We start from the raw sequence: 26944 nt of genomic DNA, 5'->3' as shown, positions 1-26944 counted from the left end.
ATCCAGGTCATTAACCCTGCCATCTCGCCCCGGTGATTACAGACTGACACCTTACGTCCGGGCGATAGGGTTTCATGCCCCCCTACCCCACCTGCAACATCCCCATTTCCTCCCGCACCGCGCCCCGTTGCGCCAACCCCGCTATCGCGTGTCCGATGCGTGCTTCCGCATCGGCCAAGGTACGCGACATGCCCAGCAGCCGGCACACGGACTCGATCACATCCACTTTCGGCGCGTTGCCGGTCATCGCCAGTACGTGCAGGACGCCGTTCGCCAGTTCTTGAATGCAGACATCGTCCACGCGGCGGCGCGTGGCGTCGTCGTCGCTTGCGGCGCGAAAGCCGCTCCAGGTTTCGGGGGTGACGCCGGCGGGCCAATAGAAGGTGGCCTCGCCTTCGTCTGTCTGACCCACGTCCGTTGGCGTCAATGTGCGCAACCGTTCAATGATCCGAACACCCGTGCGCTCCAGGCCCCACGCACGAGCCACTTTACGGTGCAGCACCGTCTCGGCGATGGGGCCTTCCGTGTCGATCACCAGGCGTAATTGTTCCGCCAGCAGCGCGTTGTTGGCGCGGTTGTAGAACGCGTCAGCGCCCTCCGGGGCCGTGCTCAAATCCGCTACGCGATAGGGTGCAACCCCATGCGCGGTCACGCCGTCTGCCGACGGCCAGGCGGTATCGCCTTCTTCCGTGGTGATCACGAATTCGACGGGCGATTCGTCCTGCACCGTGCGTTCCAGTTCCGCGTTCAAGCGGGCCAGGATCTTCTCGACTTCGCGTTCCGGGTTGATCCACCAATCGGTGGACCACACCCGATGCAGCGTCCAGCCCAGCCCTTCAAGCACCACCTGCCGCAAGCGATCGCGATCGCGCGCGGTGGCGCCCGAGTGGTACGCGCGGCCGTCGCACTCGATACCCATCAGATAGCGGCCCGGCGCGCGCGGGTCCACCACGCCCATGTCAATGCGGTAGCCCGAGCAGCCCACCTGCGGATGCACCACCCAGCCATGATCGCGCAGCACCTTGATGACTTGCGTTTCAAACGGGCTGTCCGGTTCGCGGCCGGTCGGCAGCGACTGCTCGACCAAGGCGCGCGGCCCTTTCAGCGCAAATTCCAGGTAATGCTTCAAGTCGCGCACGCCCGTGGCGCGCACCCGCGACAGGTCGATCTGTTCCGGCATCAGCGTGCTGTAGATCACCACGCCTTCGCGCGCGCGCGAAATGGCCACGTTCAGGCGGCGGTGTCCGCCTTCGCCGTTCAGTGGTCCGAAGTTCATCGTCATCTTGCCGGCGGCATCCGGGCCGAAGGTGATCGAGAAATAAATGACGTCACGCTCGTCGCCCTGCACGTTCTCCAGATTCTTGATGAAAAGCGGCTCGCGGGATTGCGCCGAAATCGCCTTGTCCAGTTCGGCATTGGCGCGGCGGCGGGCGTCCAGCAGCGTTTCGATCAGGGCTTGCTGCGGCTGGTTGAAGGTCACAACACCCAATGTCTGGCGGCGGCGCGACTCGTCCAGATAGTGCTGCTCGATGCCCTGCACGATGGCTTCGGCTTCGAGGCGATTGGTGCGGCTACCGCCCCGGTCGTAAATGCCCGCAACCTTTTCCAGACGCACGGCCACGTCATCCGTCACGGGCGACGGGAAGGTGATCAGCTGCGAGTCATAATAGGTCACGTTGCTGAACGTGATCAGGCTTTCATGCTTGCTGCGGTAATGCCACTGCAAACGCAGGCGGTTCATGTCGGCGCCCAGGCATTCGTCCAGAATGCTTTCCAGGTCTTCGACCTGTCCGTCATCCCCCGCGCCGTCATCTTCGGGCGTGGACTTGCTGAAGAAGCTGGTGGGCGGCAACTGCTTGGTGTCGCCCACCACCACCACTTGCTGACCGCGCGCGATGGCGCCCACCGAATCCCACACCGGAATCTGCGAGGCCTCGTCAAACACCACGACATCAAACTGCGAATGCCCGGCGTCCAGATACTGCGCCACCGATAACGGCGACATCAGCAGGCAGGGCTTGAGCTTGGGCAGCAGCGACGGCAAGCGCTGCATCAACTGGCGCACGGGCACGTGGCGCGTCTTTTTTTGCAGTTCGCGGCGCAGCAGGCCAAGCTCGCTATCCGGGCTGACCAGCACGCCGTTGCCATCGGGCACTTTGGCAGCCAGCACGGCGGCGATGTAGGCAGACGTCAGCTTCTGGAAGCGGTCGTCGGCGTCGCGGAATTCTCGGATCTTGCGCTCGTGGTCGGCACTGGAAAACGCGCGCAGCACGGGCTTATGGTCAATGACCTTCTTCACCCACCAGTTGCGATAACTGAATTCAAAATGCGCTTCGACCTGCTCCAGCGGCACGCGGCCCTGCTCAAGGGATGCGACCAAGCCTTGCAGCTGCATCGCAATGGCCTGCTCGCGCGCCTGACGCCATACGCACCACGGCATCAGCAATTGTTTGTTGTGACGCCAGCCCGCCAGCACACCCAGGATGCGTTCAAGCGCGCCATTAGCCTCCGGCTCGCCCACCAGTGCTTCGGGCGGTTTGGCCAGCGCGTCCACTTGCGCCAAGCAGTCTTGCAGACCGCGCCACGCATCCCGATAGCCCAGCAAAGCCTTGCCCAACGGTGCCCCAGGTTGCAGCAAGGCGCGGTTTTCGCCCACCAGTGCTTGAAATCGGGTGCGCAGGTCGGCTGCGGAAACCGGGTCGCCCGCCGCCTGCGTGACCGCATCGGCAAAGCGTTCGGCCCATTGATCATGCCGCTGCACCTGCTCCCAATCCGTGGCCAGTCCCGTGTAGCGGTCTTGCAGCAAGCGCTGCGCGTCCGCCTTCAACGCAGCCAGCTCGCGGTCTTCGATGTTCACCAGCGCCAAGGGCGCCAGCATGGCGGTAATCGACCCCTCGTCCGGCCGCTGGCTGTCCGTGCGATAGCCCGCCAGCCGCTTGCGGATACCGCCCTTGGCGAAGACAGACTTCGGCCACCATGCCGAGCAGGCAGACAGCCACTCGGCCTTTAGCGTATTGGCGTCCAGCTCGGCCAACTGCGCGGTCCATTGCGCCCCCACCTGTTCCCAATGCGCGTTGCGCGCCTGCCCGTGACGCACCAGCGCCTGCACCTGGAAGCGCGCGCCGGGGTCGTGCGCCTGCGTGGCCAAGCCGGCGGGCACCTGCGGTGCGGCGAGCAGCACGTCAGCCAGCGTATCCAGACGCGCGTAGGCATTCAGGCTCAAACCCTGCGCCGGCACACCCAACCCATCGCCCACGGTGGCCGCCTGCGTCTGCAAGCTTGCCACCGCCTGCTCCAGCGCATGCGCCGCAGCCAGCAACGCGTCTTGCCAGCTGGGGCTCCATTCGGCCATGCCGATATGCGCCAGCGGATGGCCATGCAGCACGCCAAGCTCCTTGGACAAGGTCGACATGCGGCGCGCGGTCTCGCGCAGCTGCGCAAGGTCTTGGTATTGATGCGCCTGCGCGTCGGCCCAGAACATCGGCGACGGCTCCTTGCCCGCATTCTGAATGCAGGTGCCGATGGCGTCATAAACCGTCAGGCGGTTGGCATGCGCGTGATGCAGCGCGTCGACCAGCCCGTTCAAGTCGTGGCGAAGCACGCTTACGCGTTCGGCCTCGCGCGCCCAATCGTCGCTGGTGCGCTGCCAGCTGTGATCCAACGCACGCCCCAGCTGTTGCAACACCTCGGATTTACGCGCCTTGGATGAATGCAGTTCCAGGCAGAACGGGCCCAGCCCGATATTGGCCAAACGGCGATGCACCACTTCCAGCGCGGCCATCTTTTCCGAGACGAACAGCACCGTCTTGCCGCGCGCCAGCAAATGCGCGATCAGGTTCGTGATGGTCTGGCTCTTGCCCGTGCCGGGCGGCCCTTCCAACACCAGGTCGCGGCCCGCGTCCACCGCGCAAATCGCTTTCAGTTGCGACGAATCGGATAGCAGCGGGGTCAGCAGGTCTTGGGGCCGATAGCTGTCGTCCAGGCGGTCAAAGCGCTGATCCAAAGGCTCTTTGGCAAACGCCTGACCGGGGTGGTCAATCAGATGCTTGACGACCCGGTTGGCTTTCAACTGCTCGGTGCGGTCCTGCAAGTCCTTCCACATCAGGTACTTGGTGAACGAAAAAATGCCCAGATGCACCTGTTCCAGTACCTCCCAGCCCGAGATTTCCCGCACGGCCAAGCGGAACGCCTGCAACACCGGGGCCACGTCCACGCCCTTGTCGTCCGCGGGCAAAACGTCCAGCCCCGGAATGCGCAGCTCGTAGTTGTTGCGCAGCATTTGCAGCAACGTGGGGTTGATGATGGTCTCGTCGTCGTGGCGAACCAGGCGAAAGCCGCTGCGCACCGATTGCCGTTGCAGCGAAACCGGCACCAGGATCAGCGGCGCCAGATGCGCGCTTTCCGCGCCGGGGCTTTCCGTCCAGCGCAGCATGCCCATCGCCAGGTACAGCGTGTTGGCGCCGCCCTCTTCCAGGCCGATGCGCGCCGCGCCGAAGATGGTCAGCAGGTTGGCGTCCAGCGCTTCCTGCGTAACGCGTGCGATCAGTTCCTTGCTGCCCAGCGCGTCCAGCGCCATGTCGTCCAGCGGCGCGCGGCCGCCCCGGCCCACATGCACCTCGGCCACGCGCGGGTCGCTGCCGTCCATCAACGCGGCGGGCAGCGAACGAATACGGAATTCGCTGCCGTCGGCAATGGCGTCTTCCAGTTTTGCCAGGTCCGGCACAACAAGCGGCAAGGTGGATTTGGTCAGCTTGAAGTTCAGCAGCCGATTGCGCAGCGTCAGGTCCAGCAGGCGCGACTTCCACTTGGCCAGCCGGCCTTCCGGCGTGTCATCGGCGGGCTCCAGGCTGATCACGAATTCCGGGTCCAGCGGCGGCAGTTCGGGCGTGGGCTCGATGGCGGCAGGGAGTTCGGTGTCGTCGGCGTCCGTGGGCGCCACCGACACCCCGCGCGAAGGCAGCGGTTTGATTTGCAATTCGCGCGCGCGATGCACGTCGATGGCGTAGCGAAAGGTATTTTCTTCGCGCAGATGCGCCGCGCCCTGCTCCAACGCGCGCCGCAACGACGGCCGGAAGTTGGGATGCTGCGCGATGCCCGTCGTTTCGAAGACCAGGAATTCACCGCTGTCCACGCGCTTTCTTACCGCCTGCACGTCGTCGGTCAGCGGGTCTGCAAAGCACGCTTGATGCAGCCACACGCCCACCCAGGCGTGCCCGTCTTTCATCAGAATCACCGGACGCAATCCCGCCTGCTCCAGGCAGGACGAGAACAGCATCGCCAGGTCCAGGCACGTTGCCACCCGCGCGTCCATGATGCGATCCGGTGTGCGAATTTTCTGCCCGTCCACGCCGAACGAGGCGGGCGGTTCGGCATAGTGCAGCGATTCCGCAGCCAGTGTGCTGTAGATGGCGGACACCTGCTTCCAGACGACGTCGCGGCTTTTGGACTGGTAGCCGTTCATTTGCAGGTCGGCGTACTGCGCGCGCAGAAGCTTGGACGCCTTGCCGATCAGCCCATCCACGGCCGGATTGTTCGGCATGGAAAACGCCGCCAGCAATTCCGGCAAGGCGCGCGTGCCGGCCCATTGGTCATACGCCAACACGGATATCGGTTGCGAGGCCCGACCCAGTTCCTGCGAGCCTGACTGCACCACCACGTCAATACTGGCGCGCACGGCCTCTTGCAGATCGGCCACGTAGCTGTGGTCGGGCGTCAGGTCCAGCGGGGAAATACGGCGAATTTCTCCCGGCACCAGCACGTCAAAGCGCAGCGTTACGGGTTGGGCAAAGGCGGGGTTGCAGCGCAGCCGCACCTCGATGTTCTCGAATGTGTGCTCGGAACGGTTCGTCAGGCGCAACGTACGCACGATGGGCACCGCGTTCTGAATCGAGGCGTAGCCCAGCGTAGGGTCAGCTTCGATGTCGATGGCGATGGCGTCGATGGCATCCCGCGCGCCAGACGCCGTGGCATGCACCAGGTCAGCATGCACCACGTCGATCAGCAACGCGCCGGTTTGCAACGCGCCGGTCTGGGTCGCGCCCTCCTGGATCGCCGGGGGTTCCAGGTCTTGTCGCTTATCCATCGATATCTCTCGGTTCGTTCCGCGCGGGCCGATGCCGGCAGCGAAAATCTGCAATGCCGGATTTTAAGACGCGACGGCGCCTCTGCCCTCGGGAAACAGCAAGTTTTGCGTATCGGTTTGAACATCGATGGCATGAGGCCCGCGCACCCCATGCGCGCGCCATGCCAGCCCCATGCGCGCCCCCGCCGCCTGGCTATTGCGCCGGCGGATACGCCGGGTCGGTCAGGCAGGCCTGCACCCATTCTGCATCGTCCGACGCATCGATCTCGCCATCCAGCTTGGGCAGCGGCGTGTCGGCATACACGTACTGGGGCGCCTCGGGATGCCGGTTCCAGTTCGCCTTGGTGTCCGCGACGGTCGCGCAGGCTTCGTCGGCGCTATTGAACGAGCACGACGCGATGACGCGCGGTTTGCCGTCAACCACGTTGGCGACGTAGCGCTTGGTGTAGACGGCGCCCGACGCCCAGGATTCGTCCACCGTGCACACGCGGTCGTTGTTCTGATAATGACGAATCGCAAAGCACTCGTAGTCGACATAATCGTGCGGCAGCACGTCGCAAGTCGTCCAATAGCCGGCGAACGCGCCGCCCGTGAATTGCGATTGAAACTTCTGCTGCTGAACCGCCCTGCTAATGATCGTGGGCGTGGTGGCGCCTTTGCCGGTTTCCTTGAACTGCGCGCTGCGGTTCTCGATCAGCTCGCGCGCAATCTCGCCGGCGGTCTTGTCATCGGGCACGGTGTCCGGGTCGCCCAGCAAGCGGTCCAGCGCACGATCGCGCGCGGCCAGCCACCGCTTCTGGCTGGCGACCAGCATCGCGCGGATGCTGTCGTCGGGCGCCTGCTTCAAGATCGCCTGGTAAGCGCGATTCAAGTTCGCATCGGCCGCGACGGTGGCCTTGTCGGCGCAGATCAGCTTTTCGACGGCGGTACCCGCCTTGGCGCAATTGATGGCCATCGCCGGCGCGGACAGCGCGAACACGCCGACCAGAAAAACGCCCTTCACCGCGTTCAGTGGGAAACGTACCAATGTCATTGCGTCTTCTCTCTTTGCGTAAGCCAGCGGGGCCAGCGTGGCGCCGGGCACCCGGCGTGCCATTCTGCATGAAATCAACTTACAAAATAGAAACAGAGTTCAACGTTCTGAAACGTGCACCCGCGCTATCCTGCGCCGGCTTCCTCAACCCCTAACACGCTTCCCTTACCCATGCGCATCCGATTCGCCTCGCTACTGTTGACCCCCCTGTTGGCCTGCGCGTCATATGTGCCGCAAGCATGGGCAGACACGACGGTGCCGTCGCTGGACAAGGCGCGCGGCGCCATCCAGACGGAAGATGCCCGCCGGATGTACGACAGCCAGATGAGCGGCGCGCCCCAACCGGACGGGTTGGGCGTTGCGCTGCCCGACGGCTTCACGCGTGAATTCCTGGTGCAGCAACTGGCCCCGGGCCAGGATCCCAAGCGGCTGCTGGTGGCCGGCGCAAAGCCGTGGGGGCAGCGCCCGGGCACGTTTGTCGCAATGGTCTGCCTGGCGTCCACGCCCGAACGCGCGGCGCAGCTGATCAAATACGGTGGCGGCGAATGCGCCGACCTGTCCAGCGACGACGACAAGAACGGCGTCTGGTTTGGCGTGTTCGGCACGACGCCGGGCGCCGCCCCCACGCTGCTGGCGCGCACCAACGGCCCCGTCAAGACGCCCACCGACTGGCGCGATACCGATATCGACCTGCCCCAGGACGTAGCAACGGAAGACGCCAACGCGCCGTTGCTATCGGTGCCCACCGAATGGAAACGCTTCGATCTGGCCGCCTACAAAATCGCCCCCGGCGCCGTGGCCTTCGGCGTGCGCGCCGGATGGAGCGAAGGCTATTCAGGCGGCGGCGCCAACTTCGAGGCCCTGTACCTGTTTCACATCGACGGCCCCACGCTGCGCGTGGTGTTCGCGCAGCCCATGTCCTTCTTCAAGTCCATCGCGGGCGACTGGCATCCCGACGGCACGCGCGATCACGACATGTCCGACGCCAGCAACCTCCTGATTGTGCTGCCCGAGAAAACCGACGGCTACTTTGACCTGCAACTGCGCCAACAAAGCGGCAAGTGGCGCAAGACGTTGAAGTGGTCGGCGGCCGAGCGGGCGTATCGGTGATGCTTAATGGATCGTGCGCGCCCCTTTGCGCGCGCGCTTGATCTCGTACATGCGCGCGTCGGCCAGGCGAACCGCCGCTTCGGCGTCCAGGCCGCGCGGGTCCACGGCCACCACACCCACGCTGGCTCCTTCGTAAGACACCACGGCATCGCCTAGCTGGTAGCGCCCTGCCGTGGCCGCCGTGGCGCGTTCTTCCAGCGACCGCGCGGCTTCCATGGCGTCACCCCGTTGCGCGGCGGCGCCCGCCGTGGCGTCCATGCGATCCAGCTCGGGGCCTGGCCCCACCAGCACGAATTCGTCGCCACCGATGCGGCCCAGCATGTCGGACGTGCGCAAGGCGGCGGCGACGCGGCGTGCGATCTCCTGCAAGAACACATCCCCCTGCTGATGGCCGTACGTATCGTTGATGCCCTTGAAACCATCCAGGTCGATCACGCCCACCAACACGCTGCCGCCTTCGCGCAACGCACGTTGTTCCAGGCGTTCCAGCTCTTCGTACAGGGCACGGCGATTCGGCAGGCCCGTCAGCGGGTCCGTCATCGCGTAGGACATCAGCTGGACGTTGGCCGAGTGCAGTTGTTCCATCAACATTTCGCGTTGCAGGAAGTTGGCGATCACGTTCGAGAACAGCTTCAACACGGACTCGGCCTGCGGCGCCAACTGCAATTGGCGCGCGCTGGCGGCGCACAACGTGCCCAACAGCTGGCCTTCGTCGGTACGCACGGGCGCGCTGACGTAGGTCTGGATGCCCAGCTGGCGCGCGGCTTCGGAATCCGGCCAGCAATTGGCGACGTCGCTGGTGCACATGCGCCCGTCTTCCAGGGCGCGCTTGCACAGCGTGTCCGACCATGGCACGGACAAGCCTTCGGGAATCTGCAAATCGCCCACGTTGCGGGCGTAGCGCACATGCTGCAAATCGGCCTTCAGATCGATCTCGGTCAGGTACGTGGATTCCAATCCCGTCACGCTGCCCAACATGTCCAGCAAGGGGCGGGTCAGTTGCTCGACCGTTTTGGCTTGGGGCAAGGATCTGGACAGCCCGGCAAGTATCGGATCCATACGGCATCTCTCCTTCAAGCGCGCTTGCTGCCGCGCGGCAGCGCTGCCGGCCCAAAGGAGTCGGGCCGGACAAACGACCATTATGCACTTGTCGACAATTTGTGCCGCCCCATGAAAAAGCCCGCGCTTCCTGTGTCGGAAGTGCGGGCTTGCATGGCGTTTTTGATCAGGCGACCGGCGCCTGCGTCACGTCACGTCACGTCACGTCAGGGCATTCAGCCAACCACGCGGAAACGCTCGGCATCGTCCATGAAAGGCTTGTCGCCAAAACCGTTTTCGTTGGAGCCGAACGGCATTTGCGCGCGCAGCTTCCACGAGGCCGGCACGTTCCATTCACGCGCGACCACGCCGTCGATCAGCGGGTTGTAATGCTGCAAGCTGGCGCCGACGTTGGCGTTGGCCAGGGCTGCCCAGGTGGACAATTGAGCCATGCCGCCCGACTGCTCGGACCACACCGGGAAGTTGTCGGCATACAGCGCGAATTTTTCCTGCAAGCTGCGCACCACGTCCTGGTCTTCGAAGAACAGCACGGTGCCCACGCCGGCGGCGAAGCTCTTGAGCTTGGCTTCGGTCTTGTCGAAACCTTCGGCCGGCGCAACCTTGCGCACTTCTTCGATGGCCAGATCCCACAGCTTCACGCTTTCATCGCCAAACAGGATGACAGCGCGCGAGCTTTGCGAGTTGAACGACGAAGGGCTGTGCTTGATGGCTTCCTGGATCAGGCTGGCCAGTTCTTCTTTGGAGGCCGACACATTACGGCCCAGCGAATACTGCGTACGGCGCTTCTTGAGTGCCTCGAGATAAGCGTTGCTCATGGGACTTGACCTTTCGACTGGTAGATAGGGGGTGGTATGGGAACGAATTCTAACGGTCGAACCGTGACACGCGCACTAGCGGCAGGGCCAAAGCGGCCGATTTTGGACGGAACAAACTGTTCTATTCGTGGAACGAGCCGGGTTGATAGTGCTGTTTGACGGCATCCGCGGCGCTGACGGTTCGCAGCATCCAATCCCGCAATGCGCATATCCGGCGGTCGGACGCGCTGGCCGCCGGATACACCAAGTGATAGGCGTATTCCGGCGCCACCCGAACCCCAACATCGAACAGCCGGACCAGGCGGCCGGCTTGCACGTCGCGTTCGACCAGTTCCCATTCCACCAAGCCCACTGCCGCGCCGTCCATCACGGCTTGCACCACGTGGCTGGATTCCGCGAAGGCGACGCTACGGCTATCGTCGAAGCCATCAACGCCCGCCGCCGCCATCCACATCGGCCAGTTCGGCCAGACAATGCCGCCGGGCCGGCAGTCTACGTAGCACAACGTGTGGTTGAACAAGTCCTGCGGGCGACCCAACGGGCGGCCAGATTGCAACAGCGCCGGGCTGCACACGGGAACGACGACGGTATGAAATAGCCGATGGGACACCGCGCCGGGGTAATCACCCGCGCCGAATCGGATGGCCGCGTCCACATCGTCAGCGGCAAAGTCGCGCACGGCATCGCTGATGTCGAACGTCAATGCCAAGCCGGGGTGTTCGGCCTGAAACTGAGGCAGGCGCGGCAACAGCCAGTGCGTGGCAAAGCGCGCGCCCACTGACAGCCGCAGTTGGGCATCGCCCCGCGTCAGCCGTCGCGCCTTGGACACCGCCTGCTGCAACGTGTGCAACGCGTCGGCAGCGGCGTCGAACAGCACCGTGCCGGCAGGCGTCAATTGAATGCTGCGGCTGGTGCGCGTGAATAGCACCACGCCCAGTTGTTCTTCGATCTCTTTGATTTGATAGCTGACGGCTGCCGGCGTCAGCCCAAGTTCGTCGGCAGCGCGCGTGAAGTTCAGGTGACGCGCTGCCGCTTCCAAGGTACGCAAGGCACGGGTGCCGGGCAGCAGGCGATTCATGATCTTCAAGCCAAATTTGATAATGGCGTGAAAATAACTCGTTTCCCCAGGTAAAGGCAATGCAGGATAGTGGCGAAACTTGATGATCAGCCCGGATATCCTTCATGCCCGCCTTGGAAAGCTTTCCCTATGTCACGCAGCGCAACGGCCTGCCCGCCACCGCCGCCGACCTGGCCCCGCTGGCGTTTGCCGGCTACGCCCACTTCACCGCGATGCAGGTACGCGGCGGACGGGTCCGGGGCCTGGACCTGCACCTGGCACGTTTGCGCGCGGCCTCGCTGACGATGTTCGGGCAGGCGCTGCCCGATACCGCCATCGTGGATGCGCTGCGTTCAGCCATCCGCGCCAGCCCCGAGGACTTATCCCTGGTCGCCACCGTCTATTCCCCAGCCGGCGAATTCACCGTTGCCCAAGGCGATACCCCGCTGGACATCCTGGTACGGACCGGGCCGCCGTCAAATGGCCCGGCCGGGCCCCTGTCGTTGGCGGCGATGCAGCACGAGCGGATGCTGCCGGCCGTGAAGCATGTGGGCGAAGTCGCCAAGACGTATCTGTTGCGGCAGGCGGCCCGGCAAGGCGCCGACGACGCAGCCTTCGTCGACCGGCAGGGTCGTTTGAGCGAGGCGTCCATCTGGAACCTTGCGTTCTGGGATGGGCAGGCCGTGGTGTGGCCCGATGCCCAAATGCTGACCGGCACGACGATGGGCATCGTGCAGCGGCAGCTGCGCGACAGGCAGATACCGCAGCGGGTGCAGCCCGTGACGTTGGCCGACCTGCCGGCCATGGCGGGGGCCGCCGTGATGAACTCCTGGACGCCGGGCGTCGCGGTGAGGCGTATCGGCGACACCGCGATGCCGGACGCGCCCGCGTTCATGACATTGCTGCACGACGCCTATCAGGCCGAAGCGCTGATGGCGCCGTGATGGCTTGCGGCCACGCAACGGGATGCCCGCAACGGGATGCCCGCAACGTGGACGCCGGCAAACGGGAGGGCCGGCAACGATCAGTCGGCGCGGAACCCCGTGGCCTTCACCACATCGCTCCAGCGCTTGGATTCGCTGGTCAACAACGCTTGCAGCGTCTGGCGGTCGGATCCCACCACCACGAAGCCGGCCTCGGCCAGGCTGCGTACGGCAGCGGGCTGGCGCAGCGCAGCGGCGCTGTCTTTTTGCAGGCGGTCCAGTACCGCATCCGGCGTGCCGGCGGGCGCGAACAGCGCGAACCACGCGCCGAAGTTCACGGCGGGCAGGCTGCGTTCGGCAAAGGTCGGCACCGCCGACAGCGCGGGCGAGCGCTGCGCGCCGGTGATGGCCAAGGCGCGCAGCTTGCCGCCCTGCACTTGCGGCACGGCCAGCGCCGTTGTCACGAACGCGGCCTGCACCGCGCCGGACACCAGGCCGGACACCGCGTCGCCCGTTGAGCGGTAGTGGATGGCCTCGATCTTCATGCCCGCTTCGCGCGCAAACAACTCGGCGCCAAAGTGGCCCGGCGTACCCGCCCCGAAGGTGGCGAAGTTGATACGATCGGACGCCTTCTTCGCGCCGTCGATAAACGCCGTCAGGTCCTGATACGGGGAATCGGCCGGCACGACTAGCACGAAGTCGGCGCGCACCACTTCAGAGATCGGCGCAAAATCGCGCGGCGGATCGTAATTCAGGTTGCGGTAGGTGGCGGGCGAGATGCTGATGGAGCCGACTTCGCCCAGCAGAATCGTCTGGCCATCGGCCGGGCTGCGCGCCACGGTCTGCGCGGCGATCTGCCCGCCCGCGCCCACCTTGTTTTCCACGACCACGCTTTGGCCTAGCAACGGCCCCATGTGTTGCGACAGCGTGCGCGCCACGATGTCGGGCCCGGTGCCGGGCGGAAACCCCACGTTCAGCCGCACCGGCCCATTGGGAAATTGCGCCATCGCGGCAAGCGGCACGCACAGCAGGAAGCCGCCCAACAGGCGGCACAGCATTGAAGTCATGGTTGTCTCCGAGTCGTTTTTATCGTCATGCCACGGCGGATGCCGCGGGTTCAGCAAATGCGGTAGAAGCGCAGTTCGACCCGGTCGGGATAGCGTGCGCCCGTGCCGATGAACAGGCTTTCGTTCATCCAGCCCAGTGCGGGCGCCGCCGTTTCAAAGCGCGGATAGCTGCGGAAATAAATCCTGGCGGGGTCCACGGGTTCGCCGCGCACCAACCGGGCGATGTCGTCCGCGTGCCCGGTGCGGATGCCGGTGTTCTCGACGTAGACGCGATCGCCCTCGGGCGTTTCGATGACGTAGCGCGCGTGAATGTCGGTGTACGTGGCCGAGCGGATCACCTGAAAATCGGCGCCGCCCGGCAGCACCTTGCCTGTCAGGCGTGGGCCTTGCGCGGTGCCGCCCGAAATCGGGATGACGCGGCGGCGGCCTTGCGGCGTGTCGCCCACTTCCTGCGGTGCGCCAACCTGGACGATAACGGTGGTGACGTGTTCGAGCCGGGGGGCTTCCGGGTCGGTCAATGCATCGATGGCGCTCATGGCGTGGCTTCCCGGCTTTTCTTCAAGGCGGCGGGATCGAATCCCGCCAGTTGTTTGTAGCGCAGCGATACCGCCGCCAATTCCTCGTGCGCCATCACATCGTGGATGTCGGTGAAACCTTGCGGCGCGCGTTCTTCGGCCATCTGCATGACCTGTTCGGGGCCATTCAAGCGGTTGCGCAGCACGATGCCGGCCGTGCGCGGCAGGCGCTCGGCCTCATATTCCAACAATGCGATTTCCGGCGTGCGCACGCGACCGCCGGCCGCCTGCGCCAGCCAATCCGACAGACAGCGCGCGTCCAGAATGGCTTGCGCCGATCCGTTCGAACCAATGGGGTACATGGGATGCGCGGCGTCGCCCAACAGCGTCACGCGCCCCCGCGTCCAGCGCGGCAGCGGGTCGCGGTCCACCAAGGGAAATTCGTAGATGGCTTCTGCGCCGTCGATGATCGCGGGAATGTCGATCCAGTCCCAGCGCCAGTTGGCGAACTTGTCCGCAAACACCGACTTGTTCACCTGGCGGTTCCAGTCGGTGGCCGGCAGTTCGGCGCCCGGCACGGAAAGTTCGGCAATCCAGTTGATCAGCGAACGCCCTTCGCGGCGCAGCGGTTCAGAGATCGGGTAGCAGACGAACTTCTGGTCCTGATGACCGGCCATGAACATGCTGCGCCCGTCCAGGTAGGGCAGGGCCTCGGTGACCGCACGCCACAGCATGCGGCCAGAGAAGCGGGGTTCGTCGCCCACCGGATGCAGTTGGCGGCGCAACGCGGAATGGATGCCGTCGGCGCCCACCAGGATATCGCCGCGCACGCGGTGCAACGATCCGTCCGCGCGCCGCCGGAACACTGCCGTGGCGCCGTCCGCGTCCTGCTCGGCGGATTCCAGCGCCATGCCCGTCACAATGGCATCGTTGCCCAAACGGTCTCGCACCGCTTGCGCCAGCAGCATCTGGAATTCGCCCCGGTGCACCGAGAATTGCGGCAGCGGATAACCCGCTTGAACGCCACGCGGCTCGCGCCAGATGGGCTGGCCGAACTTGTTGTAGTAGTGCAGCTGCGACGTTTCGATGGCGCGCTCGGCCAGCGCGGGCATCAGGCCCAGCTGTTCCAGCTCGCTGACCGCGTGCGGCAGCAGGTTGATGCCCACGCCCAGCGGTCTCAGTTCCTGGGCGCTTTCATATACGCGGCATTCGATGCCGCGCCGATGCAGCATCAGCGCGAGCGTCAGCCCGCCGATGCCGGCGCCGGCGATGACGATTTGCATGTCCACTCCTGGTCTTATTTGTTATGCAACATAACAAAATTGCCGCCGATTCCGCACCGGGGATTTCCCGTAATCCGGTAGCGCGGCGCGCATGACTGCATTAGTGTTGAGCCCCCTGACACCAGGACCCTGCCCCGCGCCACCACCATGTCACGAGCCGCATCCCAACGCCCCCGCCGCCCCGGCGCGCGAGGCGAGCAGTTTCAGCCCCACGTCCCCGGCGTCCGGTACGGCGCACTGGACGGTCTGGTCGGTTACGCCATCCGACGCGCGCAGATCGTTATCTATGAGGACTTCCTGGCCGCGTTGGCGCCGTGGGACATCACGCCCCAGCGGTTTTCGGCGCTGACATTGATTGCGGCGAATACTCACCTGAAACTAACGGACCTGGCTCGCATCCAGGGCATTGCGCGGTCGGGCGCCGTGCAGATCGTGAACCAGTTGCAGGCGCTGGGCTATGTGGAACGGCAGGACGCCGAGCACGATAAGCGCGCCTATTCCCTGGCAGCCACCGACGCCGGCCGCGCCGTGCTGGCCGACATTACAGAGGCCGTGCAGGCGCATGACGCGCGGATCAGCCAGGAACTGGGTGCGGCGGAAAAGCGGCAGCTGATTGAATTGCTGGGCAAGCTGGGGGCTTAGGCCCGGGCGGCTATTGCCCAAACGAGCGCCGGCGCCCCCCCCACAAGGGCGGCATGGCCGCTGCGAGCGCGCCCGTGGTGCTACGATCCACCGACCCGTTTACACGTGAAGGAACCCATGCCGACCCCCATGCGCCAGCAAGACCCATTCATGCCAACGCCCGAAGCCATGCAGCGCCGCCTGGAGCTTGAGAACGTGCACAATGCGCGCGACCTGGGCGGGCTGGCCGGGATCGACGGCCGGCGCGTGCGGCGGGGCAAACTGTTTCGCAGCGGCAACCCGGGCCGCGCCAGCGCCGCCGACCTGGAACGGCTGGGCGCGCTGGGTTTGGAAGCCGTCATCGACTTTCGCGCTGAACCGGAAAAGGCCCACGACGAGGCGCACTTCGGCCAACGCTTTCACTGGATTGCATCGCCCGTGCTGGACGGCAATATGGCCATGGCATCCCTGCTGCCGCGCCTGCGCGACGCCAGCCCGGCATTCGCGACGACCATGATGGTCGAGATCTACCGAGAATTTCCGTCGCGCTACCAGGCCGCGTTTGGCGGTTTCATGAACACGGCGATGACGGGCAAGACCCTGCTCTTTCATTGCACGGCGGGCAAGGACCGCACCGGCTTCGCATCGCTGTTGCTGCTATCGGCGCTGGGCGTGGCGCAGGACGATATCCTGTCGAATTATCTGGAATCGAATCACTGCAACGCCCGGTTCTTTGAGGACATCCTGGCAAAGTCCGGCGCCAGCGGCATCAAGGACGACGTGATGATGCCGCTGCTGGAAGTGGCGCCCGCGTACCTGGACGCGTCGGTGCAAGCCATCAAGCAGGAATACGGCAGCATGGACCGGTATCTGACAGACGCGCTGAAGATAGACGCCGACGTCTTGCGCAATCATTACCTGGAAGCCTGAATCTTGCCGCGCGGGCGAGATTCAATGGCTTCGGCGGGTTCAGCTACTTCAGCCGCTTCAGCTACTTCAGCTACTTCAGTTGCTTCAGTTGCCCGAGCTGCGGCGCAGCCGATCGGAAGACTGCTTGTTCAAGCGCTTTGCCTCTTCTTCGGCGTAGTCTTCTTCGCCGGGGTCGTATGAGCCCTCGTGCATGCAGCTGCTGCGATACCACTGGCACTCGCTGCTGCGGGAGTCTCCCAAGCCAACCATGGAACATCCTGCACCCATCGCGATTAGCGACGCTGCCGCACCGCAACGGATCAACTGTTGAATCGACATAAGCTTGCCCTACCGTTGAATCTACAACGCCCTTTATAACAGTGCCGCATCACTGTTTTGGCGTGCATGGGCGTGCGCATTACATCCCCTAACTGAAACCCTAGGATCGAAACCATGCTGAAGGACCGCGCATTTCTGGCCTGGCTTGCCGTCTTTGCCGTGGTGGCCGGCACACTGATTGCGTTGCTGTGGCCACGGACGTCGGCGCCTGTATCGATTGGGGGTGGCGGCTATGACCTGTCGGATTGGGTGTACACGCTGTCGCTGCTGGCGTTCACGGGATTGTGGTCGACGGTGGCGACGCTGATCGGGCTAAGCCGAAACAACGCGCATGCCGCGAAGCGGGCGTATCGATTGGCGGCGGTCGGGCTCACGACATTCGTGGTGGCGGTGGTGGCGTTTGGCGGGAACTTGCATTGAGGCATTCAATGGCCATGTGTCCAAGGCCAAAGGCAAACGCAAACGCAAACGCAAAGCAAAAAGCCCGCTGAAACGTAGCGTTTCAGCGGGCTTTTTTGCGAGGAATTCTTGGTGCCGACGGCGAGACTCGAACTCGCACAGCTTTCGCCACTACCCCCTCAAGATAGCGTGTCTACCAATTTCACCACGTCGGCATTCACCAGATTTCTGTAACCCTACCGATAGGCAAGGCCAGAAAGTCGAGCATTCTAGCATGGATTTAGTAGAACCCGGAATGAAGCAGATTTCGGGCTCCGATCCCAATGGCGCAAAATAAAAAAGCCGGCGCGCACGCCGGCTTTTTCAACCTTGCCCGATCTTACTTGGCGGGCGTTTCAGCCGGCTTGGTGGCCGGAGCGGCCGGGGCAGTGGGCACCGAGGCATCGGGCTTGGCCGGCGCGGCAGGCGCCGCCGGAACCGAAGCGGCACCCGGAACCGAAGAACCACCGGCTGCGGGAGCAGCGGGGGCTGCGCCCGGCACTTGCGGCACGGAGCGGTCGGCCGGGAAGCTTTGCATCACGCCGGAGTCAACGGCCGGGCCGCTGGTGCCCTTGTGGCTGACGTAGGCCAGGCCGGCGGTGGACGCAAAGAAGACCACGGCGGCCCACTTCGTCGCGCGCGACAGGAAGTTGGCAGCGCCAGTGGCACCGAACAGGCTGCCGGACGAGCCGCTACCGAAAGCGGACCCCATGTCGGCACCCTTGCCCTGCTGCAGCAGGACCAGGACGATGATAGCCAGCGCCGAAAGTACTTGGACGGCCAGCAAAAGTTTAAGCATCAAGGGCATTACAGACTCCGGAACGGAAACTTAGATGGCGGCAATACGCAAAAATTCTTCAGCCACTAGCGACGCGCCGCCGACCAGGGCCCCGTCGATATCAGTCATGGCGAACAAACTGGCGGCGTTGGCAGCTTTGACGCTACCGCCGTATAAAACTTGTACTTGCGCCGCGCCCAGCGTGCGCAGGGCGGCGCGGATGGCGCCGTGAACTTCCTGCGCTTGCTCCGGGCTGGCGGTGCGGCCGGTGCCGATGGCCCAGACGGGCTCATAAGCCAGGACCATGCGCGCCACCGATTCGGCGCCCAGGGCCAGCACGGGCTTCAACTGGCGCTCGATGACGGCCAGTGTGTTGCCCGCTTCGCGATCCGCCAGCGATTCACCGACGCAGACCACCGGGGTCAGGCCTGCGGCCAGCGCGGCTTGCGCCTTGGCGGCAACGATTTCGTCGGTTTCACCGTGCAGCACGCGGCGCTCGGAGTGGCCGGCCAATGCCCAGCGGCAACCGAATTCTTTCAGCATTGCACCGGACACTTCACCGGTGTAGGCGCCTTTTTCGTGTGCGCTGACGTCTTGCGCGCCCCACGACACGCTGCTTCCGGTCAGGGCCGAGCCGGCTTGCGCCAGATAGGGAAACGGAACACAGATGCCGATCTCGCAGTGGCTCGCGGCATCCGCGGCGCGCAGCTCGGTCAGCAACGCGGCGTTCTCGGCCAGGTTGCCGTGCATCTTCCAGTTGCCCAGCACAAGGCGGGCGCGATTGTCGACTGAAGTCATGGCAGGTGTCAGAGTGGGGGTGAGCCCCGGGCAATGATGCAACCGCCCACGGGCCTGCCTGGAAAAAATTCCAGGCGAAACCCAAGATTGTATCCTGTTGCGCGGCGATACGCCGATCGCCGCGCGATTCTTACATTGTCAGGATGATTTTGCCGATGTTTTCACCGCCTTCCATCATGGCGTGCGCCTTGGAGGCCTCGGCCAGCGGGAAGGTGGCGTGAACGATGGGCTTGATGGCCCCTTTTTCCAGCAAGGGCCAAGCCTGTTCGCGCAGGGCGCGGGCGATGGCGCCCTTGAAGGCGACGGGACGGGGACGCAGGGTGGAGCCCGTGATGGTCAGGCGGCGGCGCATGACTTGCGAGGTGTCCACGTCGGCGCGCGAACCGCCCAGTTGCGCAATGATGACGATGCGGCCATCATCGGCCAGGCACTGCATGTCGCGGGCGATGTAGTCGCCGGCCACCATGTCCAGGATGACGTCCACGCCGCGCCCATCGGTCGCGTCCATGACTTCCTTTACGAAATCCTGGGTTTTGTAGTTGATGCCTTTTTCAGCACCCAGTGCCTCGACGGCACGGGCGCGGTCATCGCTGCCGACCGTGGCGAACACGCGGTTGCCCATGGCGCGCGCCAACTGGATCGCCGTGGTGCCGATGCCGCTGGCGCCGCCGTGCACCAGCAGGATCTCGCCTTCGGACAGGCGGCCGCGATCGAACACGTTGCTCCAGACCGTGAAATAGGTCTCGGGCAAACCGGCCGCTTCAACGTCTGACAAGCCCTTGGGAATGGGCAGGCATTGCGCCACGGGCGCCACGCAATATTCGGCGTAACCACCGCCGGCCACCAGGGCGCAGACCTTGTCGCCGATGGCAAAACCGCTGTCGGCAACGTCACCGCCCACGATCTCACCGGCCACTTCCAGGCCCGGCAGGTCGGACACGCCACGCGGCGGGGCATAGTTGCCCTTGCGCTGGAAAACGTCGGGGCGATTGATGCCCGCGGCGCTGACTTTGATCAGGACTTCACCCGCGCCGGGTTCGGGCGTGGGGCGTTCTACGGGGACCAGGACCTCGGGGCCGCCGGGGCGGGAGATTTCTACAGCGTGCATCGCGTGCCTCCTTTGCAGCAAATAGATTATTATTGCGCCCTTTACGGCATCTCGCGGGATCGTTCGGACAGAATGTTTGCCTGACGGCCGAATCCCCAAACCGTAACGCCGCGACCCGACGCGCGGCGCGGCATCACCCCGGAAGCGTGGCAGAGTGGTCGATTGCACCGGTCTTGAAAACCGGCAACGGGCAACCGTTCGTGAGTTCGAATCTCACCGCTTCCGCCAGACCCTCGACAGCAGCCCACGCGCCTTTGCGGCGCGGCTGCGTTCCCCTACCCGTGTTGCAGACCGGCCCGAAATACGGCCTTGGCCCCGGCGCCCGCGCGCTATATCGGCAGGTGCCACGCAAAGACACCGGCTTCCCGTCGCGTCACGGGGCATCCTCTCCCGACATGTAGCGCGTGCACAGTTCCCTGAGCCGCAATAGCGCGGGTGGCAGTGTTTTGCCTTCCAGAGTCACAAACACAAACTGGGACGACAACTCCAATGCCGGTCGGATATCCAAGTGCACCAACTCGCCATGGGCGATTCCAGGCTGCGCCACGCGCAGCACGCCAAAGAACACCGTATCGCTGGTTCGGACCAAATCGACCAGCGGGTGGATGTCGTTCGATTGGTACTGGATCGCTTCGATGAAATGCGCTGTTGGGCCGAAATAGGCATTCAGTCGGTGCATCACCTCGTCGCTCATGGCTCGGCCGCTGGCGGCTACGCCGAAACGACGCAAGGCCTGAAAATCGAGATCGGTCCGGCCGGCCAGTGGATGCCCGGTCCGAACCACGAAGCCCAGCGGCGTGCGGGGAAAGAACATCAGATGCAGATCCGCGTCGGCCGGGATGTGATTGCGGTGAACCACCAGCGCGTCGACCGCCCCCTCGCGCAGCTCTTGCACCTGCATCTCGGGTGCACCGCCGCTTAGCAGCAGCTTGATTGCCGGATAGCGCTCCTTCATCTCGCGCAGCAGCGGCACCGAAAGAATCGCGGTGGGCGTGGGGCCGAGGCCCAGCCGCAGCGTGCCGCCCGCGTAGTCGGCCAACAGACTGGCGCTGCGACGCAGCTCGGACAGTTCGACCCGGATGCGCCGCGCGCGCACGATGGCCAACTCGCCCAGCGCTGTCAGCGTTTTCTCTTTGTCGCGTTCAAGCAAGCGGCCGCCCAGCGTTTCTTCAAGCGCCTGGATACTGCGGCTGAGGGCGGGCTGTGTCAGGTGCAGTTTGACGGCTGCACGGCTGAAAGATCGAGTCTCCACCAACACAAGAAAGTGTTCCAGCTGCTGCAAGTTCATGCGGACCCCGTGGTTTTATTACTTCTTAATTATGCTTTGATGATTAATTATGCATTGGACGTAATGAATCGGGACTTCCAGAATGCGGGTTCACCATCCGAATTCAACTGGAGCAACAGGCCATGGCCCTCGGTTCGCGCTTTCCGCAGTCGGCTTCTTCCCGTTTTCAACGCCTGATAGGCCTGGCCGCAGCCGGCACGCTGGCCATGGCTTGCGCCGCGCCAGCTAGCGCCGCCGACTGGCCGGCCCGCCCGGTCTCGGTATTTGTTCCCGTGGCTGCCGGCGGCGCGGCCGACGCGCTGGCGCGTGCCTGGGCCGCCTACGCCGGCAAAGAGATCGGCGGCACCGTGGTGGTGGAAAACAAGCCCGGCGCCAATGGCAGCATCGCGGCCGCCTATGTGGCCAAGCAGCCGGCCGACGGCTATGCGCTGCTGTTCGGCAGCACGTCCAACATGTCGGTAAACCCATTCACCTACTCGCAGCTGGCCTACAACCCCACGCGCGACTTCGACCCGGTCACGAAGATCGCCGGCACCTCACAGGTGCTGGTGGCCAATCCCGCCACCGGCATCCGGTCGGTGGATGACCTGGTGAAGAAGGCCAAGGCCAGCCCCGGTCATCTGAACTACGGCTCGGCCGGTATCGGCAATTCCACACACCTGAACGTGGCATTTCTGGCCGAGCACTTCAAGATCGAGATGTCGCACGTACCGTACAAGGGCGCAGCGCCGGCAATGATGGATTTGATTGGCGGACAAATCGACCTGACCGCGGACGCGCTTACCGGCGCGGTGCCGCAGGTCAAGACCGGCAAGGCGGTACCGCTGGTGATCTTCGGCGCAGACCGCGTCGCGCAACTTCCCGATGTGCCCACGATTGCGGAGGTCGGCGTGCAGGGCTTTCCCGGCGACGCCTGGTACGGCTTGATGGCGCCCAAGGGCACGCCCCCCGAGATCGTGACTCGGCTTACCGAGGCCACGCGCAAGTTCTGGGCTGATCCGGCGGTGCGCAAGCAAATGGCCGACATCTACATGACGCCGCCCAAGGAGCTTGGACCCGCCTCGGTGGCGGAGTCGATGAAAACCGAGGCCGATGTGTGGGGCCCGATCGTGAAACGCCTGGGCGTGCGCAACGACTGATTTGTGCCGGGCCCCGCGCGCCCGGCTTTTTATTGAGGTATCCATGAACGCTATCCCCTCCCCGCGGTTGGCCGAGCCCGTTGAACACCTGCCGCGCGGTGAAGACTTCCTGCTGTGGCCGCCCTGCCTGCAGTCGTATGGCTATCGCATTGTCGATCGCCTGTTCGCCACCCGCGCCATCCGCCGTGGCTCGCAGCCACGCCCCTTGCCGCGCGCTCCCGAAATCGACGTGCGCTTCACGCAGGGCGATGAACAGCTGGGTGTGGCCGATCTGATGGACCGCAACAACGTTGCCGGCCTGATCGCGATCCATCGCGGCCACATTGTTCTGGAACGCTATGGCCTGGGTTTCCAAGCGCATGAGCGCTGGTCGACCATGTCCACGGTCAAGTCCATGACGGCCATGCTGACGGGCGCGGCCTTGCACGACGGCTCGATTGCGAGCCTGGACGACCCGGTGACGGCCTATGTACCGGCGCTGGCCGGCTGCGCCTACGATGCCGTGACGGTGCGCCACCTGCTGACAATGTCATCAGGTATCGCCTGGGAAGAAAACTACACCGACAAGTCCTCGGATGTGAATCGCTATAGCAAATCGCTGGCCGACAAGGTGCCGGGTGGCGTGCTGGGCTTGCTGCGCGCCTGCCATCGCGCCCACGACGCCGGCCGGGTATGGCACTACAACACCGGGGATACGTATCTGCTGGGCGCGGTACTCAGCGCCGCCACCGGCGGGACGCTGGCCGACTATATGTCACGGCGAATCTGGCAGCCGTGCGGCATGGAATTCGACGGGTTCTACACGCTGGAATCTGACGATGGGCAGGAGATCGGAGGCAGCCGCGCGGGCATGACGCTACGCGACATCGGCCGCTTCGCACAGTTCGTGCTGGACGATGGCGTGGCGGGCGGCGAGCGCATCCTGCCCGAAGGCTGGGTCGCACGGTCCGGCACCCCGGCATTCCAGATCCCGGCCGACCAGCACGCCGCGCATCGAGAGGCGCTGGGCCTCGCGGCGTACGGCTACAGCTGGTGGCTGCGCGAGGACGGCGCGATGATGGCCATGGGCCATTCCGGTCAGCGCATCTTCATCGATACGCGCGCACAGCTGGCGGTGGTGCAGCTTGCCGCCTATCCCGAGCCGCGCTACGCGAGCCCCAACGAGCCAGACCGCGATGCAGCACTGAACGCTTTCATTCTTGCCCTGCGCGAGGCCACGGGCGCATAACCATGGGCCGGCGCCGGGCCCGGATCCACGCCCGGCATCGCGACGGAACCTTGCGACACCGCGGAGGCCCGCGCCCCACGTCTGTTTCAGTGGCGGCTGTTCGCACACGCGGTGATCCGGGTTTTCCCTAGCGCAAGACTTGAGTATCATCCGCGCTCCGGTCGTTGTTGTACGGCCCCAGGCGCCTCCAGGATCTCAGTTTCCATGCAATGCCCTCGCTGCAATTGGCAGAACCCCGCCTCGAATACGCAATGCTTCAGTTGCCAGGCGCCGCTGCCTGTCCCGGCTTCGTCGGCCGCCCAACCCGCCGGCGCATTCGCCACGGGCAAGAAGAAAACAAAACCCGCCAAGGCCTCCGCGCCTAAAGCCGCCGCCCGTTCTGCCCCCGCCGGACAAGGCAACGCGCTAGTGTTCCCCAGCATCTGGCCACGGCTGGGTGCAAGCGCAATAGACGCCGTGGTGATGGCAGTGGGGATGACCGTCTTGATCCTGGCGTCCCAGCTGACCTACGAGGGCTTGACCGGTGACAAGGCGCCCTTCTGGATTGCCTTGATCGCCGGATTGATTGGCTGGTTCCTGCCCGCCATCATGGACGCGTGGGGCAACGGGTCGCCGGGCAAGCGCGCGGTGAAACTGCGCGTGGTCAATCGCAAAGGCAAGGCGCCGGGCCTGGTGCGGTCGATGTGGCGGCACACGTTGAAGTACACGGTGAACATGCTGCTGCCGGGCCTGTTTCACCACTTGCAGCAAATGATCTTTGGCGAACGCGCCATGCACAACGCCTTGGCCGGCACGCACGTGATCACACGCGATGCGAACCCGCACGCGATGCAGGCGGCCGTGGCGCGCGCCCCGTCCGTCACCGGCGCGGGCAAGTTCCTGTTTTTTGTTTTCGGCACCCTGGTCCTGGTGGTGGTGGGCATCGTCATTGGCGTGAACGCCACCGGCGATCGCAACAGCGACAACCCGCTGCATGCGGATATCAACCGCTACGACCTGGTGTCCGACCCGGTGCGCCGCCTGGCGGAAAACCACTATCGGCGCACGCAGAAGTTTCCGGCCAGCCTGGACGACCTGGGCATCAGCCAGCAGTCCATGCAAGACAGCGGCTTTTCCAAGGTGGAGATGAACCCGGTCAACGGCGTATTGCGCTTCACCATTGCCGGCACGCCCAGCACCGACGGCACGCCCAGCCTGGCGGGCAAGCATCTGGTCTACGTGCCGGAACTGCGCGCCGAACGCAAAGGCGGCGGCGTGCGCCGGTGGCAATGCGGCAGCGACGACATCCCCGCCAGCGACCGTACCTACAGTTGCCGCCACGACGCCAGCGCCTTCTCGCGCTAGGCCACCCGGCCATTCTCAGCACCCGCCAAGCAACCGACGTAACGACGGAACCCACGCATGTCCGCCTTGATCGAAGCCATCCACCGCGCCGAAGACGGCAGCGACTTGCCAAAAATGCTGTCGCTGTGCGACCAGGCCGTGCGCGAACAGCCGGCATCGGCCACCGCGTGGGCCTTGCGTGCCCGCTGCCACGCGCAACGCAAAGCCTATGTCCAGCGTGATGCCGATCTGGCGCGCGCGCTGGCGCTGGACCCGCAATGCAGCGACGCCATCGCCGTGCAGGCGGTGGTGCAATACGACGACGGCGACAAGCAGCAGGCGTGGCGTGAATTGCGCGATGCCCGCCAACGCGCGCCTTCGCACTTTGGCCTGCTGATGGCCGAAGGCTACCTGCTGATCAACGACCGCCGCCTGGAAGACGCCATTGCCAGCTGGACCCGCGCCTCTCAAGTGCGTTCGGCCGCCGCCGCGCCGCACTGCTATATCGGATCAAACCTGCACAACGCCGGTCGCTATACCGAGGCCCTGCCCTACCACCAGCGTGCCGTCGCGCTGGCGCCCAACAACGGCGGCTTTTTGTACGATGCCGGCAATAACTACCGGCGCCTGGGCGACCTGCAAAACGCCATCGCCATGTTCGACCGCGCCCGCGCCATCCTGGGCGAACAAAACGCTATCCAGCACAACCGCGCGTCCTGCCTGCAAGCCATGGAACGCCACGCCGACGCCATCGAGGAATGGACCAGCCTGCTGCGACGCGAGCCCGACTGGGACTGGCCGCTGGAAGGCAAGGCGCGGTCGCTGCACCGGCTGGGTCGCGCGGACGAAGCCGTGCCCTTGTGGCGCCATCTGGATACGCTGTCCGACACCGGCTGGGAGGGCCGCAAGGAACAAGCGCGCGAATACGTGCGCAGCCGCGAACCGAAACTTGCCGAAGAAGCGCTGATCGGCCTGGACCCGCTTGACAGCGGCGACGCGCAGCTGCTGTTCGTGGCGGGCAACGCCCAGCGCGACCAGCGCAATTGGGAAGCCGCGCTGGCGTACTACCTGAAAGGCTATGAGCTCGCCCCCAGCGACGACTTCCTGCCCGGCAACGCGGCCGACATGCTGAACTACCTGGAACGCTACGACGAAGCGCTGCCGCTGGCCGAGGTGGCCATTTCGCTGGACCCGGACTGGCTGAAATGGCGTCGCGTCCGCATCGAAGCGCTGACGCATTTGAACCGCGCCGACGAGGCCGTGGCCTACGCCGACACCGCCCTGGAACGTTGGCCTGACAGCGGCCCGCTGCACGCCGAGCGCATCAACGCGCTGATCGCCGCCAAACGCAATGACGAAGGGCTGGCCGCTTGCGACCGGCTGCTGGCGCTGGACCCCGACTACCGCAGTTGGGCGCTGTTCGCGCGCGGCCGGATCTACGGCCAGATGAAGCGCCACGCGGAATCGGCCGTGGCCTACCGCCAGGCCTCCTCGTCCTACCAGCAAAACGGCAAGCCGTATTTTCAGGAGCTGTCGATGAAGAACGCGCTGGAAGCGGAAGCGGCCGCCGCCAAACCCGCCGGCTTCCTGGGACGGCTGTTCGGCCGCAAGTAGCCGGAACGCGCGCGGCGGGATGTTATAGTCACGCCCGCTGCCGACCCTTGCAAAGGGCCGCGCATCGCCCGAGTGGTGAAATTGGTAGACACAAGGGACTTGAAAAAATTTGAGCCCTTTGGAGGAAACTTCAAAGGTGTAGCCCGTCAAACTCGGCGAATGCCCTGGACTTGTTCCGAGCCAACGCCGAGCCAAGCCCCGATTGAAAAATCGGGGAAGGTGTAGAGAGCAGACGGCGGGCACCTAAGGCCGCAAGGCTATGGTGAAGGCGTGCTCCAGACCACGAACAGCGCACCCGCGCTGGCGGCGAAAGCCGAAGTGGTAAGAAAATCCCTCGACCGCAAGGTCGTACCGGTTCGATTCCGGTCTCGGGCACCACTTTTGCGATCGAAAGGCATCGGCCTTTCGGGTCGCCTG

General features: G+C 64.8%; 22 protein-coding genes and 2 tRNA genes. 10 read left to right on the top strand and 14 right to left on the bottom strand.

The window, feature by feature from the left end; all coding sequences use genetic code 11:
- Positions 1-82: 82 nt before the first annotated feature.
- On the bottom strand, positions 83-6082 hold the full coding sequence (locus DVB37_RS05345; RefSeq protein ID WP_120154174.1) for a DUF3320 domain-containing protein: 6000 nt from the start codon (positions 6080-6082) through the stop codon (positions 83-85).
- Between the two features lie 193 nt (positions 6083-6275).
- Positions 6276-7115: a lysozyme inhibitor LprI family protein gene (locus tag DVB37_RS05340; RefSeq protein WP_120154172.1), complete on the bottom strand. Its 840-nt coding sequence runs from the start codon at positions 7113-7115 to the stop codon at positions 6276-6278.
- A 171-nt stretch (positions 7116-7286) separates the two neighbouring features.
- Here DVB37_RS05340 and DVB37_RS05335 point away from each other — a divergent pair, with 171 nt between their 5' ends.
- Positions 7287-8225 (top strand): hypothetical protein, encoded by a 939-nt coding sequence (locus tag DVB37_RS05335; RefSeq protein WP_120154170.1) that lies wholly within the window; start codon positions 7287-7289, stop codon positions 8223-8225.
- Between the two features lie 3 nt (positions 8226-8228).
- Here DVB37_RS05335 and DVB37_RS05330 read toward each other — a convergent pair whose 3' ends face one another.
- The 3 genes from DVB37_RS05330 to DVB37_RS05320 form a co-directional block, all read right to left on the bottom strand.
- Positions 8229-9284, bottom strand: coding sequence for a sensor domain-containing diguanylate cyclase (locus DVB37_RS05330; protein ID WP_104142906.1), 1056 nt, complete (start codon positions 9282-9284; stop codon positions 8229-8231).
- A 215-nt stretch (positions 9285-9499) separates the two neighbouring features.
- Positions 9500-10099: a nitroreductase family protein gene (locus DVB37_RS05325; protein WP_046807037.1), complete on the bottom strand. Its 600-nt coding sequence runs from the start codon at positions 10097-10099 to the stop codon at positions 9500-9502.
- A gap of 121 nt (positions 10100-10220) precedes the next feature.
- Positions 10221-11177, bottom strand: coding sequence for a LysR substrate-binding domain-containing protein (locus DVB37_RS05320; RefSeq protein ID WP_120157392.1), 957 nt, complete (start codon positions 11175-11177; stop codon positions 10221-10223).
- 104 nt (positions 11178-11281) lie between these two features.
- Between DVB37_RS05320 and DVB37_RS05315 the strand changes: the two genes are divergently transcribed.
- Positions 11282-12100, top strand: coding sequence for an aminotransferase class IV family protein (locus tag DVB37_RS05315; protein ID WP_120154167.1), 819 nt, complete (start codon positions 11282-11284; stop codon positions 12098-12100).
- An 80-nt stretch (positions 12101-12180) separates the two neighbouring features.
- On the opposite strand, the gene DVB37_RS05310 is transcribed toward DVB37_RS05315, so the two are convergent.
- Genes DVB37_RS05310 through DVB37_RS05300 form a run of 3 tightly spaced genes read right to left on the bottom strand, consistent with a single transcriptional unit; the run spans position 12181 to position 14944 of the window.
- Positions 12181-13146 (bottom strand): tripartite tricarboxylate transporter substrate binding protein, encoded by a 966-nt coding sequence (locus DVB37_RS05310; RefSeq protein ID WP_120154165.1) that lies wholly within the window; start codon positions 13144-13146, stop codon positions 12181-12183.
- Between the two features lie 50 nt (positions 13147-13196).
- Entirely contained in the window at positions 13197-13682 is a 486-nt protein-coding gene (locus DVB37_RS05305) for a DUF3237 domain-containing protein (protein ID WP_120154163.1), read from the bottom strand.
- On the bottom strand, positions 13679-14944 hold the full coding sequence (locus tag DVB37_RS05300) for a flavin-dependent oxidoreductase (RefSeq protein WP_120154161.1): 1266 nt from the start codon (positions 14942-14944) through the stop codon (positions 13679-13681). Before DVB37_RS05300 ends, DVB37_RS05305 begins: the two co-directional genes overlap by 4 nt.
- 147 nt (positions 14945-15091) lie before the next feature.
- Here DVB37_RS05300 and DVB37_RS05295 point away from each other — a divergent pair, with 147 nt between their 5' ends.
- Both DVB37_RS05295 and DVB37_RS05290 read left to right on the top strand, forming a co-directional pair.
- A complete protein-coding gene (locus tag DVB37_RS05295; RefSeq protein WP_120154159.1) occupies positions 15092-15586 on the top strand; it encodes a MarR family winged helix-turn-helix transcriptional regulator in 495 nt (164 codons plus the stop codon).
- Between the two features lie 117 nt (positions 15587-15703).
- Positions 15704-16495, top strand: a complete 792-nt coding sequence (locus DVB37_RS05290; protein WP_120154157.1) for a tyrosine-protein phosphatase — start codon at positions 15704-15706, stop codon at positions 16493-16495.
- An 84-nt stretch (positions 16496-16579) separates the two neighbouring features.
- Here DVB37_RS05290 and DVB37_RS05285 read toward each other — a convergent pair whose 3' ends face one another.
- A complete protein-coding gene (locus tag DVB37_RS05285) occupies positions 16580-16744 on the bottom strand; it encodes a hypothetical protein (protein WP_370512778.1) in 165 nt (54 codons plus the stop codon).
- Positions 16745-16927: 183 nt separating this feature from the next.
- Between DVB37_RS05285 and DVB37_RS05280 the strand changes: the two genes are divergently transcribed.
- Positions 16928-17233 (top strand): hypothetical protein, encoded by a 306-nt coding sequence (locus DVB37_RS05280; RefSeq protein ID WP_120154153.1) that lies wholly within the window; start codon positions 16928-16930, stop codon positions 17231-17233.
- Positions 17234-17342: 109 nt separating this feature from the next.
- Here the strand turns inward: DVB37_RS05280 and DVB37_RS05275 are convergent.
- From DVB37_RS05275 to DVB37_RS05260, 4 genes are all read right to left on the bottom strand, one after another.
- Positions 17343-17427 (bottom strand) — tRNA-Leu (locus DVB37_RS05275).
- Positions 17428-17591: 164 nt separating this feature from the next.
- Positions 17592-18059 carry a preprotein translocase subunit SecG gene (gene secG / locus DVB37_RS05270; protein ID WP_104142895.1) on the bottom strand — a complete coding sequence of 156 codons (468 nt, stop codon included), beginning with the start codon at positions 18057-18059 and terminating at the stop codon, positions 17592-17594.
- A 21-nt stretch (positions 18060-18080) separates the two neighbouring features.
- Positions 18081-18827 carry a triose-phosphate isomerase gene (gene tpiA, locus DVB37_RS05265; protein ID WP_046807028.1) on the bottom strand — a complete coding sequence of 249 codons (747 nt, stop codon included), beginning with the start codon at positions 18825-18827 and terminating at the stop codon, positions 18081-18083.
- 130 nt (positions 18828-18957) lie between these two features.
- Complete coding sequence (locus DVB37_RS05260) at positions 18958-19935, bottom strand: NAD(P)H-quinone oxidoreductase (protein WP_120154151.1); 978 nt, start codon at positions 19933-19935, stop codon at positions 18958-18960.
- A gap of 140 nt (positions 19936-20075) precedes the next feature.
- On the opposite strand from DVB37_RS05260, the gene DVB37_RS05255 reads away from it, so the two are divergent.
- Positions 20076-20163, top strand: a tRNA-Ser gene (locus DVB37_RS05255).
- A gap of 145 nt (positions 20164-20308) precedes the next feature.
- Here DVB37_RS05255 and DVB37_RS05250 read toward each other — a convergent pair.
- Complete coding sequence (locus tag DVB37_RS05250) at positions 20309-21223, bottom strand: LysR family transcriptional regulator (protein WP_046807026.1); 915 nt, start codon at positions 21221-21223, stop codon at positions 20309-20311.
- A gap of 122 nt (positions 21224-21345) precedes the next feature.
- On the opposite strand from DVB37_RS05250, the gene DVB37_RS05245 reads away from it, so the two are divergent.
- The 4 genes from DVB37_RS05245 (at position 21346) to DVB37_RS05230 (ending at position 26527) form a co-directional block, all read left to right on the top strand.
- Positions 21346-22362: a tripartite tricarboxylate transporter substrate binding protein gene (locus DVB37_RS05245; protein ID WP_223264773.1), complete on the top strand. Its 1017-nt coding sequence runs from the start codon at positions 21346-21348 to the stop codon at positions 22360-22362.
- A 43-nt stretch (positions 22363-22405) separates the two neighbouring features.
- Positions 22406-23590, top strand: coding sequence for a serine hydrolase (locus DVB37_RS05240; protein ID WP_120154149.1), 1185 nt, complete (start codon positions 22406-22408; stop codon positions 23588-23590).
- Positions 23591-23794: 204 nt separating this feature from the next.
- Positions 23795-24934, top strand: coding sequence for an RDD family protein (locus DVB37_RS05235; protein WP_046807024.1), 1140 nt, complete (start codon positions 23795-23797; stop codon positions 24932-24934).
- Positions 24935-24991: 57 nt separating this feature from the next.
- Complete coding sequence (locus tag DVB37_RS05230) at positions 24992-26527, top strand: tetratricopeptide repeat protein (protein ID WP_120154147.1); 1536 nt, start codon at positions 24992-24994, stop codon at positions 26525-26527.
- The last annotated feature ends 417 nt before the right edge of the window (positions 26528-26944 follow it).

Origin of the sequence: Achromobacter sp. B7 (assembly GCF_003600685.1) — a bacterium.
In the GTDB taxonomy this organism is placed as follows: domain Bacteria; phylum Pseudomonadota; class Gammaproteobacteria; order Burkholderiales; family Burkholderiaceae_B; genus Achromobacter; species Achromobacter spanius_B.
This window is presented reverse-complemented; position numbering and strand designations above follow the sequence as displayed.